Raw genomic sequence first — 14322 nt, forward strand, 5'->3', positions numbered from 1 at the left:
GCTACCAGCAGCGTACCTCACGCATTCCCGCGATCCTCCCGGAACAAATCCAGCTTCTGCTGCACGGGGCGATCCGAGAAGCTGAACAGCACCGCATCCATATCAGCCTCGTGCGTGACCCATTGCCAGCTCGGCACCACGAACAAATCGCGCGGGCCCCATTCGAACGTCGCATCCCCGATGCGGGTACGGCCGTGGCCCTCGATCGGACAGAACACCGTCGCGTCCGTCGCGCGATAGCGCGCGGTCTTGAAGCCCTTCGGCAGCAGCTGGATGAACGTGCCGATGGTCGGCATCGCGAAGTCGCCGGTCTCGGGGTTGCTGAATTTCAGCTTCAGCCCGTGACAGGCATCCCACTCCTGGCTCGCGCGAGCCTTCTCCAGTGCCTCGCGCGTGTAGGCATAGGGATAGCTGAAGATCGGGGAAGTCTTCGAGCTCCGCTTCACGTCGACCGGCAGCAGATTGTGGCCGTAGCGTGCAAAGCTGTCGCCGGCCGGCCTTGTAATCTTCTGCTGATCCTCGTTGGAGCCTTCCGCGAAAGAGCAGTCGAAGAACTGCACCAGCGGAATGTCGAGACCGTCGAGCCAGAACATCGGCTGGTCGGTCTCGTTGGAATGATCGTGCCAGGTCATCGACGGCGTGATGATGAAGTCGCCGGGCTCCATCGCGGTGCGCTCGCCGTCCACGGCGGTGTGGGCGCCCTTGCCTTCGAGCACGAAGCGCAGTGCCGATTGGCTGTGCCGGTGCGCGGGCGCGACGTCGCCGGGCACCACCATCTGCACGCCGGCATAGAGCGACGTGGTGATTTTCGACTGTCCGCGCAGGCCGGGGTTTTCCAGAACCAGCACGCGCCGCTCGGCCTCTTTCGCCGTGATCAGCTTGCCGGCTTCGGTCATGTAGTCGCGGATGATGTCGAACTTCCACAGATGCGGCCGGCAGGCGCTCTTCGGCTCCGGCGTGATCAAATCGCTCATGACCGTCCAGAGCGCGGTGAGATTCTCGCCGTCGATCTTCTTGTAGAACGCCTCGCGTTCCGGCGTCTTGGTCACGGCTTCCATGGTGCGGCTCCCGTCGCTTTGTTGATTGACAGTATACTTACGATCTGGGTAGCGTCAACGTGCGAACAAGAACGAAACGGGAGGGTTCCGATGAAGCTGCACGGCTATTTCCGCTCCAGCGCCGCCTACCGGGTACGCATCGCGCTGAACCTCAAAGGCCGCGGTGCCGAGCACCTGCCGCATCATCTTCGCAAGGGCGAGCAATGTGCGCCAGCCTATCTCGCCATCAATCCGCAAGGCCTGGTGCCGGCGCTGGAGAACGATGCGGGCGCAGTGCTGACCCAATCGGTCGCCATCATCGAATGGCTCGACGAGACCCATCCCAACCCGCCCCTGTTGCCGAGGGATGCGTTGCAGCGCGCCAAGGTGAGGGCGTTCGCGCTGGCGATCGCCTGCGACACTCACCCCGTGCAGAACTTGAAGGTGCTGGCGCGGCTGCGCGAGCTCGGCCTTGCCGAGGAGAAGGTTCAGGACTGGGCGGCCTGGGTCAACCGCGAGGGGCTCGCGGCGTGCGAGACGCTGATCAGAAACGAGCCGGGCCCGTTCTGCTTCGGGGATGTGCCGACGCTCGCCGATCTCTGTCTTGTGCCGCAGCTCGCCAATGCGCGCCGCTTCGGCGTCGACGTCTCCGCCTATCCGCGCCTGCTTGAAGCGGAAGCTGCGGCCAAGGCCCTGCCGGCGTTCGTCAACGCCGCGCCGGAGAAGCAGCCCGATGCCGAGTAAGCCTGCCCCTCCAATCACGATAGACGCGGTCTATGCGGCGCCGGGCTATCTGTTCCGGCGCATGCAGCAGATCGCGGTCTCGATCTTCATGGAGGAGTGCAAGGCGTTCGACCTCACGCCGGTGCAATACGCGGCGCTGATCGCGATCCACACCCACCCCGGCATCGACGCGACGCGGCTGTCCGCGGTGATCGCCTTCGATCGCTCCACGCTCGGCAGCGTGATCGAGCGGCTTCAGGCCAAGGATTTCGTCGAGCGCAGGCCGGCGCCGGAAGACAAGCGGATCAAGCTGCTCTATTTGACCAAATCAGGCGCGGCGATCCTGCGCGACATCATTCCCGCCGTCGAACGCGCCCAGGCGCGGATGCTCGAGCCGCTCAAGCCAGCGGACCGCAAGGCGCTTATGGGGCTCCTGGCGCAGCTCGTCGATCTCAACAACGAGGCGTCGCGGGTGCCGCTCCGGGCGGAGGACGCGATGGAGCATCTGGGGAAGGCACCTTAATCCTGGTTGTCATCGCCCGCCTTCGCGGGCGATGGCAGCGGTGGCTCACATCCTCAGCAACGCCTGCCGGTCGATCTTCCCCGTGCCGGTCTTCGGCAGCTCGTCGATGAAGATCACCTCGCGCGGATATTTGTAAGGAAGCAGTTTGCCCTTCACGTAATCCTGCAGCCGCCGGGTCGTTTCGCTTTGATCCGCCGCGCGGGTGTTCATCACCACCACTGCCTTAAGCGTCATGCGCCGGTCCGGCAGCTCGGCGGCGAACACCGCGCATTCGCGGATGTCCGGGTGGTCGGCGAGGCAAAGCTCAACCTCGAGCGGGTAGACCCATTGGCCGGAGATCTTGATGAGATCGTCGGCGCGGCCGCGGAAGAAGTGAAAGCCATCGCCATCGCGGACGAAGCGGTCGCCGGTGTAGATCCAGCCGCCTTCGCGGATGGTCTCGGCGGATTTGTCCGGCCGGTTCCAGTACAGCGGCGTGTTGGAATCGCCGCGCACCCACAAGATGCCTTCCTCGTCGTCGGCGACATCGCGGCCGTCCTTGTCGCGCAGCGCGACCTCGTAGCCGGGCACGCGCAGGCCGGCGGCGCCGAGCTTCTTCCGCTCGGGGCGGTTGGAGAGATAGATGTGCAGCACCTCGGTCGAGCCGAGGCCTTCCACGATCTCGAGACCGGTGAGCGTCTTCCAGCCGTTGAAGACGTCGGCCGAGAGCACCTCGGCGGCCGAGAGCGCCATGCGCAGTGAGGAGAAGTCGGTCTTGTTCGCACCCTCGGCCTTGGTCAGCGATGTATAAAGCGTCGGCAGGCCGAAGAAGACCGTCGGCCTGTACTGCTCGATCGCCGAAAAGATTGCCACGGGCTTCGGCTGGCCGGGCAACAGCAGTGTCGTCGCGCCCGCCGAGAACGGGAAGGTGATCGCGTTGCCGAAGCCATAGGCGAAGAAGATTTTTGGCACCGAGAAGCAGATGTCATCCGGCGTCAGCTTCAAGACGTTCTGCGCAAAGGCGACTTCGCTATAGGCCATGTCGTGCTGGAGATGCACGATGCCCTTGGGGCGGCCGGTCGATCCGGACGAATACATCCAGAACGCCATCTCGTTGCGATGCGTGTCGGCTTCCGCGAGCTCAGTCGGAAACTGGGGGAGCCAGCCGGCGGCGGAAACGGCGTTCGGCGCGGCGTGATCGCTCGCCGGGCCATTGACGACGACCAGGGTATGCAGGGCCGTGTCCTTGCAGGCCTCGGCGTTGAAACGTGCACAGAACTCGGCGTCCGCCACCGCAACAGTCGCGCCGGAATCGGCGAGATAGAATTGCAGCAGATCCGGCGGTGTCAGCGTGTTGATCAGCAATGGCACGAAGCCGGCGCGCACCGCGCCGAAGAACGCGGCCGGGTAGGCCGGAGTGTCATCGAGGAACAACAGCACGCGATCGCCGCGCTTGAGGCCAAGCGAGGCAAAGCCGTTGCCCCAGCGCCCGGCTTCCGCGCAGAGCTCCGCGTAGGTGCGCGTGCTCGCGGGGCCGATGAGCGCGAGCTTGTCACCGTGGCCTTTGCCGACATTGTCGAACAGCACGCGGCTGGCATTGTAGACCTGCGGAACGGAAAAGCCGATCTCGCGCGCGCCCGCGCAGTCGGCGGGCACCTGGTCGTGAATCTGCCGGCTCATGCCTCGTCCCCACCGTTCTTGGCGGCTTCGTAGCGCGCCATGAAGCCCGGCGACATCGCGCGCAGGCGGGAGTCGTCGATGCGGCCGGAGCGGGTGATGTAGCTATAGGCAAAGTCCATCAGGCCCTGCTGCATGTGCTGAGCAAAGTGCTCGTACCAGAAAGCGCTGGTCCGCGCGGCATTGACGAGCTTCTGCACCACCGGCTTTCGCGCGGCCTGGTAGCGATGCAGGGCGGTCGAGAGATGGGCGTCCGATTCCAGCGCCTTGACCAGTGCAATGGCGTCCTCGATCGCGAGCCGCGTGCCGGAGCCGATCGAAAAATGCGCCGAGTGCAGGGCGTCACCGAGCAGCACCATGTTCTTGAACGACCAGTGCTCGTTCCAGACCCAGGGGAAGTTGCGCCAGACCGATTTGTTGGAAACCAGCGAGCGGCCGCCGAGCGTGTCGGCGAACACCTCCTCGCAGACACCTTTGGACTGCTCCACGTCCTTGTAGGCGAAACCGTAGGCCTGCCACGTCGCATGGTCGCATTCGACCAGGAAGGTGCTCATGGTCGGCGAGTAGCGGTAGTGATGGGCGTTGAAGGCACCGCGGTCGGTCTTGACGAAGGTCTGCGACAGCGTCTCGAAGCGCTTCGAGGTGCCGTACCAGACGAACTTGTTCGAGGAGTAGGACAGCGAGGTGCCGAAATCGCCCTCGAAGGCGCGGCGTACCAGCGAGTTCAGCCCGTCGGCAGCGACGATCAGATCGTGCCCGTTGAGCTGATCGATCGCATGAATCGGCGTGTCGAAGCGCGGGGTGACGCCGGCATTGATCGCGCGCTGCTGCAGGAATCGCAAGAGCTCGAGCCGGCCGATCGAGGAGAAGCCGACGCCGTCGATGGCCACGCTGTCGCCGCTCAGGTTCAGCGTGATGTTCTCCCAGCTCTCCATGTGCGGCGAGATCGCGTCGACCGTCTCGGGGTCGTCGGCGCGCAGGAATTCCAGGGCCTGATCAGAAAACACCACGCCAAAGCCCCAGGTCGCGTCGGCCGGGTTCTGTTCGAACAGGTCGACTTGATCCTCGGGGTGACGCTTCTTCCAGAGATAGGCGAAGTAGAGCCCACCGGGCCCCCCGCCAATCACGGCGATCCGCAACGTCTGCCTCCCTAATTGACAGTATACTTACTATCTAGGGGTAGACTAATGTGCTCCGGCCACCCGCGCCAGCGGAATTATCGGCAAGCCGCGCGGCACACCACAGCTCACGTCCGGACGCGCGTTTGGCGCGTGTCCGAAGCAGTGACCTTGCGAAGCATAGCCAAACCGTGGCGGCTTGGCCATCCGCCCCGTCAGACGCAGCGCTTCACCCGTACGCCGCCCACGAGCACGGTGGTGCAGCGGACCGCCGGATGGCACGCTTCTCTAGCGTGCCGCGAACGGCGCCAGCACGTCCTTGCAGGCAGGTGACAGCGACGCGGCGTTGCTGGCGATGCACTGCACGATGCGGCCGCCGCCAGGCGCTACGCCGGCGCACAGCGTGCGGATGTCGGCACCGCAGGCGGAGCGGACGATGAACAGCTCTTCGCGCGGCCGCAGCGGGCGCAACGCGATCACGGCGGGCGCGGCTGCCGGTGCTGCCGCCGCCGCGGGAGCCGCGCCCGGAGGTGCCGCCGTTGCTGCCGTGCCACCGCCGCCGGCCGCGGCGCTCACGGCCTTCTCGCAGGCCGGCGAAACCTTTGCCTTGTTCTTCTCGAGGCATTCGAGCGCAGGCGCGCCGCCTGGCGGCACGCTGGCGCACACCTTGGGATAATCGGCGCGGCACGCGCTCTTGACGGCAGCGACCTGCGCGCTGCTCGGCTGTTTGGCTGCCGCGTCCTTCGGCGCTGCTCCAGATGCCGGCTTTGCGGCGGGGGCGGTTTCAGCCTTCGGCGCGGCAGGCGCGGCCTCCGCCTTGGGTGGAGCCTCTTTGGGTGCAGCCTCGGTCTTCGGCGCCGCAGCAGGCTCGACGGCGCGGACCGCGGTTTGGCATCCCGAGGACAGGCTGGACATGTTCTTCTGCAGGCATTGATAGGCTTCCACGCCGCCGGGCGTGACGCTCGCGCAGTGCGCCATGAAATCCGAGCGGCATGCGGAGCGGATCGCGCTCTTTTGCGCCTCGGTCGGCGCTTGTGCGAATGCGCCTGCTGCAGTTGCGAAGAGAGCCGCCGCCAGCAACGCCCCGCGTGCCGACGCATGTTTCAACGTGTTGAACATCCGAGTATTCCTGCCCTGTCGGCAACGCCGACAATTTTTTCAAATGTGATGCAAACAATCGTCGCGGGTGATGCCGCGCGCGACATCATTGGCCGCCGCGACCTCTACCGCAAGTAGATATTGGCTTTGCAATTGCGACGTAACTACGTCGTCAGAGCTTGATCATCCGCTTGCCGCGGTTCTCGCCCGCCAGCAATCCGACCAGCGCCTTCGGCGTGTTCTCGAGGCCGTCGATGATGTCCTCCTGCACCTTCAGCTTGCCGGATGTGACCCAGGCCTGGAGGTCGGCGAGCGCTCGCTGACTCTCTTTCATGTAGTCCATCACGATGAAGCCTTGCATGACGAGCCGCTTCACCACGATCAGGCCGGGCACGCCGCGCGGGCCGTGTGCCGAGGGCGCGCCGTCATATTGCGAGATCGCACCGCAGCAGGCGATGCGGCCGTAATTGTTCATCTGCGGCAGGCAGGCTTCGAGAATGTCGCCGCCGACATTGTCGAAATAGACATCGATGCCCTTCGGAGCCGCCGCGCGCAACGCCTTGAACACCGCGCCGTCCTTGTAGTCGACGGCGGCATCGAAGCCGAGTTCGGAGGTCAGCCAGCTGCACTTGTCGGCGCCGCCGGCGATGCCGATGACCCGGCATCCCTTGATCTTCGCGATTTGCCCGACGATCGAGCCGACCGAGCCCGCGGCCGCGGAGACCACGACCGTCTCGCCCTCTCTGGGCTTGCCGATCTCCAGCAGGCCGAAATAGGCGGTGAGGCCGGCAATGCCGAACACGCTGAGCAGATGCGTCATCGGCTCGAGCTTCGGCATCTTGGTGAGATGCTTGGCGGGCACTGTCGCCAACTCCTGCCAGCCGGTGTCGCCGAACACGATGTCGCCCGGCGCAAGCTCCGGCGCCTTCGAGCTGATGACCTCGGCGATGGCGCCGCCGGCCATCACGCTGTTGGCCTCCACCGCTGAACGATAGGTCGCGCCGTGCATCCAGGCGCGGTTGGCGGCGTCGAGCGAGATGTAACGCACGCGCAGCAAGGCCTCGCCGTCCTTCGGCTCGGGCACCGCACCTTCGACCAGCTTGAAGTGCTCGGGACCGAGCTTGCCGCTGGGCTTTTCCACCAAAAGAATCTGACGATTGATGCTGCCGCTCATGATGTTTCCCCTCGGTCGTTTGACGATTATTGATGCAGCGGCCGCAAGAAAAACGTGCAAGCCGCTTTCGTTGTGCGCTGCATGAAGGCTAGATCGCGGGCGCCAGTTTCGCAACGGGAACATCCGCCCGACGATCGCACGCCAAGCGTGTTGCGCAGTCGTCATATCTGCGACATCATGAAGCGGTCGGTGTAGCGGGGGTGTTCAATGTCGAACAGGTTTACGCAATTCATTCTGGTGGCGATGGTGCTCGGCATCATCATGGGCGCGGCGATCTACAATTTCCTGCCCGACACGCGGGGCGACTGGGCCTCGTCCATCAACCTGATCGCCGTGATTTTCCTGCGCCTGATCAAGATGATCATCGCGCCGCTGGTATTTGCGACCCTGGTCGGCGGCATTGCTCATATGGGCTCGGGCTCCAAGCTCGGCCGCATCTTCGCCAAGACCATGGGCTGGTTCGTCAGCGCCTCTTTCGTCTCGCTGATGCTCGGCCTCGTGATGGTCAATCTGCTCCAGCCCGGCGCGAATTTCCCGGGTACGCTGCCTGACAAGGCGCAGTCGACCGGCCTGCCGGTTTCCGCCTTCTCGATCGAAAAGTTCCTGACCCATCTGATCCCGACCTCGATCGCGGATGCGATGGCGCAGAACGAGATCCTGCAGATCGTGATCTTCGCCGTGTTCTTCTCGGTGGCGATGGGCTCGATGCCCGAGCGCTCCAAGCCGATCCTGGCGCTGATCGACGACATCGGCCACATCATGCTCAAGGTGACGGGCTATGTGATGCTGTTCGCGCCGTTCGCGGTCTGGGCCGCCATCACCGCGACGGTTGCCAAGAACGGCCTGCTAGTGCTCTGGAAGCTCATCGTCTTCATGGGTGGCTTCTATCTCTCGCTCGCGCTCCTGTGGGGCATCCTGGTGGTCGTGGGCTTCATCGTGATCGGGCCGCGCTACGCCCATCTGCTGAAGCTGATCCGCGAACCGCTGATGATCGCGTTCTCCACCGCGAGCTCGGAAGCGGCGTATCCGAAAACTCTGGAGGGGTTGAACAAGTTCGGCGCCTCGTCGCGGATATCGAGCTTCGTGCTGCCGCTCGGCTATTCCTTCAATCTCGACGGCACGATGATGTACTGCACCTTCGCGAGCGTCTTCATCGCGCAGAGCTATCACATCGACATGCCGCTCGGCACCCAGCTCGCGATGCTGGCAACGCTGATGATCACCTCGAAGGGCGTGGCCGGCGTGCCGCGCGCCTCCCTCGTGGTGATCGCCTCGACGCTCTCGCAGTTCGGCATCCCCGAGGCGGGGCTGTTGATGATCATGGGCATCGACACCTTCCTCGACATGGGCCGCAGCGCCACCAACGTGATCGGCAACACGCTCGCGACCTCGGTCGTGGCCAAGTGGGAAGGCGAGCTCGGGCCCGAGCACGAGCTTGAACCTGGCGATGCCGTGCCGGGGGACATGATCCCCGGCGAAGTGCCTGCGATGGCCGGCCATTGATCGGAGTGCATCATGCGCCTTTCAATGGCGATATCGGGCGGCCTGTTGCTGGCAGCGTGCCTGCTGGCCACGGGTGCCTCCGCCCAGACCGGTGGCAGCGAAGGGCTTAGCCCGACGCTGTCGGCGATCAAGACCGCGCACACCGTGCGCCTCGGCTATCGCGAGAGCTCGCCGCCGTTCTCCTTCCTCGACCAGGCCAACCGGCCGATCGGCTACAGCCTCGAGCTTTGCGAGGCTATTGTCGAGGAGATCGGCGTCGAGGTCGACGATCCCAATCTGAAGATCGCCTACGTCAAGGTCACCTCCGATGACCGCATCGACGCCGTGCTCCAGAACAAGATCGACCTGGAATGCGGCTCGACCACGGCCAATGCCGAGCGCGGCAAGCGCGTCGCCTTCTCGCCGCTGATGTTCGTCGCCGGCACCAAGCTGATGGTGCCGAAGGCGTCCAGCGTCCAGTCACTGACTGATCTGAAGGGCAAGACCGTCGTGGTGACGAAGGGCACCACCAACGAGCAGGCGATCCAGGCGGCCGACAAGAAGTCATCGTTGGGACTGACCATCGTTGTCGGTGCCGATCACGAACAGTCATACCAGATGCTCGTCGACGGCAAGGCCGATGCGTTCGCGACCGACGACATCCTGCTGTCCAGCCTGATCGTGCGTCACAAGGCACAGGACAAGTTCCGCGTCACCGGCGATTACCTGTCCTACGACCCCTACGGCATCATGTTCCGCAAGGGCGAACCGCAACTGGCGGCGGTGGTCGATCGCACTTTCCGCAAGCTCGGCTCCAACCACGACCTCGTTCCGCTCTACAACAAATGGTTCACCGCACGGCTTCCGACCGGCGAACGGCTGAACGTGCCGATCTCGCTGCAGCTGGAGGAAGCCTTCAAGGCGATGGACGATTCCGCGAGCGCGAATAACTAGCGCCTGTGCGACGAACGAAAGTGTGCCCTCTCCCTTACCGGGGGAGAGGGCGCAGCAACGAGCAGCGCGCGCTCACGTGCCGGCGGGCACCTGGTCCAGAAATCCCGTGATGCTCCTGATACGGCCGTCCTTCAGCACGGCGAAATCCGTACCCTTGATCGGGCTGTCGATGCCGTCAGGACCAAGGCCCCAACTGAAGCGGACATGGTCGCCGTAGCCGTTGGGCTCGCCGATCAGCTTGAATTTGAAATCGGGGAAGCGCTGCTGCACGCCTGCGATCAGCGCATCGACGCCGTCATGGCCGTCGCCCTTCATCAGGGGATCGACATAGCTCGCATCCGCCGTCCAGTTCTGGCTCAGCAGTTCGCGCCGGCGGTCAGCTGCACGTTCGTTCCAGAGATCGATGTAGCGGCGAGCGATGGTGATGGGATCGGTCATTGTCGTCTCCTTCGATGGCGCCGTGTCGTTCGGCTGACATGATTATCGAAGGTTTGCGCGCGCTGATCGATTACCTCGGAGGTCATGCGCATGATGCGGGAAAGTGTGAAGCGGTTTCCCGATCGGATCATGCGCCGACAAGCGCGCGCAAATGTTTGTCGCGAACTTACTTGGCCGCCGTGACCATGATTTCGACGGTGTATTGTGCCGCCGCGAGCTTGGCTTCGACGGTGGCGCGTGCCGGCGTGTTGCCGGGCGAGACCCAGGCGTCCCACACCGCGTTCATCTCGCCAAACGTCTTCATGTCGGTGATGTAGATCGTGGCCGAAAGAAGTTTGGACTTGTCGGTGCCGGCCTTGGCGAGATGGCTGTCGATAGTCGCCAGAATGTCCTGGGTCTGCTTCGTCACGCTTTCGCCGGCGGCGTTGTTGGCGACGACACCGGCGAGATAGACTGTGTTACCGTGCACGACGACCTGGCTCATGCGCGGGCCGGTTTCAAGACGCTGAATGCTCATTGGGGGTCTCCTTTGAATGGCGGCCCTGTCTAGCGCAGCGGCTTGCCCTGTGCCACCCCAGGCACGCATGCGTTGCCGGGCACGCATGCGTTGCCAGGCACGCATGCGTCATCGGCGATGCCTGAGTTGCACTTCAGGGAAACTGGCCGAAGAACGTCCAGATCGTTTCGGCTGCGTCGATGTCGCCGTTCTGCGACCCGAGCAAGCTGGCGGCGACCTTCGGGAAGCGGGCATCCGGAGAAAATCCGGGCATGCGATGACCGCCTTGATTGATGCGATAAAGCACGACGTCGTGCCCTTCAGGACAGCGCGAGGAGATCCGCGTCACCGTGGACTGGTCTGCTGGCGCCCTGTCGGGCAAATCGGTCATGTCGGCATTATCGGTCTCGCAGCCGTTGAGCTTGCGCCAGAACGCAAGCGTCTCGTCGGTGGACCAAAAACTGTCTGCGGCATAATAGCTCGATCCGCGGCCGCCTTCGTAGGGGACCAGCGGATCGGCCGTGCCGTTCATCAGCAGCATCGGCAACGGCCGCGACGGATGGCACGTGACAGCGGTCTCATCAGTGAGGTTCATGCTCACGCTCGCGCCGGCAGCAAACAGATCGGCTCGGGCGCAGACCAGCGTCATTGCCATGGCGCCGCCATTGGAGATGCCGGTGACATAGACGCGGCGAGGATCGGCGGTGCCGTTCGCCACCAGCTTCTCGACGAGCTTTGCGATGAAGGCGACGTCGTCGGTACCCGCGGGCGGGCCACGGAGCGCCGGTCCCGCCTTGGTCCTCGCATCGGCCCATGCGTGGTTGAGGCCATCAGGAAAGACCACCGCAAACCCTTCGCGCTTTGCGACCTGCGGCCACGCTGTCCGCGTCATCATGTCGGCTCCGCGCTGCGTCTTGCCGTGCAGCACGACGACGAGCGGCACGAGCCGCTTCGACGGCAGTTGCACAGTGTAGGACCGCTTCACACCGTCAATATCGATCGTATCCGCGGACGCAGCCGAGGCAGCGGCTAATGCCGCAACAAACGCCCCGATGCGCAGCCGCGGCCGCATCATCTAGCCCACGGCCTTCGCCGCGGCCCGGCCCGCATTGCGGCCCGAGAACAGGCAGCCGCCGAGGAACGTGCCTTCCAGCGAACGATAGCCGTGCACGCCGCCGCCGCCGAAGCCGGCGGCTTCGCCGGCTGCATAGAGGCCGGGGATGACGCTGCCCTCCTCGCCGAACACGCGCGAAGAGAGGTCGGTCTCGAAACCGCCGAGCGTCTTGCGGGTGAGGATGTTGAGCTTGACCGCGATCAGCGGCCCTTGCGCGGGATCGAGGATGCGGTGAGGGGAGGCGGTGCGGATCAGTCTGTCGCCGATATAGCGCCGCGCATTGTGAATGTTCATCACCTGCGCATCCTTGACGTAAGGGTTGGCGATCTCTCGGTCGCGCGCCTCGATCTGCATCCTGATGTGCTCGAGCTTGAGGAGGTCGCTGCCGGCCAGCTTGTTCATGGCCGCAACGAGATCCTCGATCTTGTCGCGCACGATGAAGTCGACACCATGGCTTTTGAACGCTTCCACCGGCGCCGGCGCGCCCTTGTTGGTGGCGCGCTTGATGGTCATACGCCAGCTCTTGCCGGTGAGGTCGGGATTCTGCTCCGAGCCCGACAGCGCAAACTCCTTCTTGATGATGCTCTGGGTCAGGATGAACCAGGAATAATCGTAGCCGGTGGACATGATGTATTGGAGCTGGCCGAGCGTGTCGGAGCCGGGAAACAACGGCGCCGGCAGGCGCGTGCCGGTGGCGTCGAACCACATCGAGGAGGGGCCGGGCAGGATGCGGATGCCGTGGCGCGGCCAGATCGGTGACCAGTTCTGGATGCCTTCGACATAATGCCACATGCGGTCGCGGTTGATCAGCCGCGCGCCTGCTTTCTCGGTGATGCCGATCATGCGGCCGTCGACATGCTCGGGCACGCCGGAGATCATGAATTTCGGCGGCGCGCCGAGTCGCTTCGGCCAGTTCTGCCGCACCAGCTCGTGATTGCCGCCGATGCCGCCGGACGCCACGATCACGGCTTGGGCCTTCAACGCAAACTCGCCGACAACATTGCGCGACGAACTCTTGCCGCGCTCGACATTGTCGGGGGCGAGAATGGCGCCGCCGACGCCATCCACCGTACCGTTGGTGATCGAGAGCGCATCGACGCGATGGCGGAACCGAAAGCTCAGCCGGCCGCTTCTGACCGCCTCGCGCGCCCGGCGCTCGAACGGCTCGACGATGCCGGGCCCGGTGCCCCAGGTGACATGAAAGCGCGGCACCGAATTGCCGTGGCCCATCGCGTCATAACCACCGCGCTCGGCCCATCCGACCACGGGGAAAATGCGATGGCCCATCGCTCGCAGCCATGCACGCTTCTCGCCGGCCGCGAACGCCACATAGGCGTCGGCCCATTGCCGCGGCCAGAAATCCTCGTCGCGGTCGAAGCCGGCGGTGCCGAGCCAGTCCTGCATCGCGAGGTCGAAGGAGTCCTTGATGCCGAGCCGGCGCTGCTCCGGCGAATTGACCAGGAATAATCCGCCGAACGACCAGAACGCCTGGCCGCCGAGCGACTGCTCGCCCTCCTGGTCGACCACGATTACGCGCTTGCCGGCGTCCGCGATCTCGGTTGCGGCCACCAGGCCCGACAGTCCTGCGCCGACAACGATGACGTCAGTCTCTTCAGCCATCTGTTCGGCCATATGTTTCCCCCTCCATGTGTTTCGCCCTCCACAGGTTCCTCCCTGTAGTTGCCCGGATTGAAGCCGGCGGTTGCAACTGAGATCAAGAGGACGGCGCGTAAGACATCGTTAACTTGTTCCACTTCGGGAAAAAGACCGGCTGAGTGCAGCGCCGGCGCAACACTGGATTTGAATTTGTTTTGAGCGAGCCGGCATGCCTAGACAAAACCGCGGTTACGACGGACCCTAGCAGGGCATCACCACCTGACACACAGATTCGAATTCGACTGGGGCGGGGGCCAATGAAGTTTCTGACGGGGTTGCTTGCGGCGGTTCTCCTGATCGCGAGCATGGGCGCTTCTCACGCGGTGGTTCGGATCGCGGATGACCGCGGCGGCCGGATCGGAACCTACGTCGACAAATACCAGGACCTGCGACAGTCGGGCGATACCGTCATCATCGACGGTCTCTGCGCCTCTGCCTGCACCATCGTCCTCGGCGCCATCCCGCCTGACCGCATCTGCGTGACGTCGCACGCCACACTGGGCTTCCACGCCGCGTGGGATTTCGGCAGCAACGGCCGCGCCGTCACCAATACCGAAGCGACCCAGATGCTCTATGCGATGTATCCCTCGCAGGTGAAGCGCTGGATCAATCAGCGCGGCGGCCTCACCCCGCATATGCTCTTCCTGAAGGGCCGGCAGCTCCAGGCTATGTACAAGCCTTGCTACCTCGACGCGCAGGCCTCGGCCAACAAGCCATCGTCGCGGTAGGCCGCGGCAGTCATTCGCCTTTCACTAATCTGTCGTCATGGCCGGGCTTGTCCCGGCCATCCACGTTCTTGGGCCCGGCTGGAAAGTCCGTGGATGCCCGGGCCTTCGCCTCGCGGAAGCGGCTT

At 64.3% G+C, this 14322-nt stretch carries 14 protein-coding genes; 5 read left to right on the top strand and 9 right to left on the bottom strand.

Annotated elements, in window-relative coordinates:
* Positions 1 to 17 precede the first annotated feature (17 nt).
* A complete protein-coding gene (gene gtdA, locus IVB13_RS35765) occupies positions 18 to 1058 on the bottom strand; it encodes a gentisate 1,2-dioxygenase (protein WP_018452988.1) in 1041 nt (346 codons plus the stop codon).
* Positions 1059 to 1148: 90 nt separating this feature from the next.
* Between gtdA and maiA the strand changes: the two genes are divergently transcribed.
* Both maiA and IVB13_RS35775 read left to right on the top strand, forming a co-directional pair.
* Positions 1149 to 1781 carry a maleylacetoacetate isomerase gene (maiA, locus tag IVB13_RS35770; RefSeq protein WP_018452989.1) on the top strand — a complete coding sequence of 211 codons (633 nt, stop codon included), beginning with the start codon at positions 1149 to 1151 and terminating at the stop codon, positions 1779 to 1781.
* The gene (locus IVB13_RS35775; protein ID WP_018452990.1) at positions 1771 to 2283 is read left to right on the top strand and encodes a MarR family transcriptional regulator; all 513 of its coding nucleotides are present in this window, start codon (positions 1771 to 1773) and stop codon (positions 2281 to 2283) included. Before maiA ends, IVB13_RS35775 begins: the two co-directional genes overlap by 11 nt.
* A gap of 45 nt (positions 2284 to 2328) precedes the next feature.
* Here the strand turns inward: IVB13_RS35775 and IVB13_RS35780 are convergent, their stop codons facing one another.
* The 4 genes from IVB13_RS35780 to IVB13_RS35795 all read right to left on the bottom strand — a co-directional run bounded on the left by IVB13_RS35780 (position 2329) and on the right by IVB13_RS35795 (position 7329).
* Positions 2329 to 3942 (bottom strand): benzoate-CoA ligase family protein, encoded by a 1614-nt coding sequence (locus tag IVB13_RS35780; RefSeq protein ID WP_018452991.1) that lies wholly within the window; start codon positions 3940 to 3942, stop codon positions 2329 to 2331.
* Positions 3939 to 5078, bottom strand: coding sequence for an FAD-dependent monooxygenase (locus IVB13_RS35785; RefSeq protein ID WP_018452992.1), 1140 nt, complete (start codon positions 5076 to 5078; stop codon positions 3939 to 3941). Before IVB13_RS35785 ends, IVB13_RS35780 begins: the two co-directional genes overlap by 4 nt.
* A gap of 267 nt (positions 5079 to 5345) precedes the next feature.
* Positions 5346 to 6176: a cysteine rich repeat-containing protein gene (locus IVB13_RS35790; RefSeq protein WP_247299211.1), complete on the bottom strand. Its 831-nt coding sequence runs from the start codon at positions 6174 to 6176 to the stop codon at positions 5346 to 5348.
* Positions 6177 to 6327: 151 nt separating this feature from the next.
* A complete protein-coding gene (locus IVB13_RS35795; protein ID WP_018452994.1) occupies positions 6328 to 7329 on the bottom strand; it encodes an NADP-dependent oxidoreductase in 1002 nt (333 codons plus the stop codon).
* Positions 7330 to 7536: 207 nt separating this feature from the next.
* Between IVB13_RS35795 and IVB13_RS35800 the strand changes: the two genes are divergently transcribed.
* Together IVB13_RS35800 and IVB13_RS35805 are read left to right on the top strand one after the other, a co-directional pair.
* Positions 7537 to 8832 carry a dicarboxylate/amino acid:cation symporter gene (locus IVB13_RS35800; protein WP_027569994.1) on the top strand — a complete coding sequence of 432 codons (1296 nt, stop codon included), beginning with the start codon at positions 7537 to 7539 and terminating at the stop codon, positions 8830 to 8832.
* Between the two features lie 12 nt (positions 8833 to 8844).
* Positions 8845 to 9765 (top strand): amino acid ABC transporter substrate-binding protein, encoded by a 921-nt coding sequence (locus IVB13_RS35805; protein WP_026232434.1) that lies wholly within the window; start codon positions 8845 to 8847, stop codon positions 9763 to 9765.
* A gap of 72 nt (positions 9766 to 9837) precedes the next feature.
* Here IVB13_RS35805 and IVB13_RS35810 read toward each other — a convergent pair whose 3' ends face one another.
* The 4 genes from IVB13_RS35810 to IVB13_RS35825 form a co-directional block, all read right to left on the bottom strand.
* Positions 9838 to 10203, bottom strand: a complete 366-nt coding sequence (locus IVB13_RS35810) for a nuclear transport factor 2 family protein (RefSeq protein ID WP_018452997.1) — start codon at positions 10201 to 10203, stop codon at positions 9838 to 9840.
* Positions 10204 to 10369: 166 nt separating this feature from the next.
* Positions 10370 to 10720: a RidA family protein gene (locus IVB13_RS35815; protein WP_007599359.1), complete on the bottom strand. Its 351-nt coding sequence runs from the start codon at positions 10718 to 10720 to the stop codon at positions 10370 to 10372.
* A 133-nt stretch (positions 10721 to 10853) separates the two neighbouring features.
* Positions 10854 to 11774, bottom strand: coding sequence for a PHB depolymerase family esterase (locus IVB13_RS35820; RefSeq protein ID WP_204512766.1), 921 nt, complete (start codon positions 11772 to 11774; stop codon positions 10854 to 10856).
* Complete coding sequence (locus IVB13_RS35825) at positions 11775 to 13433, bottom strand: FAD-binding dehydrogenase (RefSeq protein WP_247492278.1); 1659 nt, start codon at positions 13431 to 13433, stop codon at positions 11775 to 11777. It abuts the gene before it with no gap.
* Positions 13434 to 13726: 293 nt separating this feature from the next.
* Between IVB13_RS35825 and IVB13_RS35830 the strand changes: the two genes are divergently transcribed.
* Entirely contained in the window at positions 13727 to 14197 is a 471-nt protein-coding gene (locus IVB13_RS35830) for a hypothetical protein (RefSeq protein WP_018453000.1), read from the top strand.
* Positions 14198 to 14322: the final 125 nt, after the last annotated feature.

This window comes from Bradyrhizobium sp. 17 (assembly GCF_023073515.1).
Classification (GTDB): domain Bacteria; phylum Pseudomonadota; class Alphaproteobacteria; order Rhizobiales; family Xanthobacteraceae; genus Bradyrhizobium; species Bradyrhizobium canariense_D.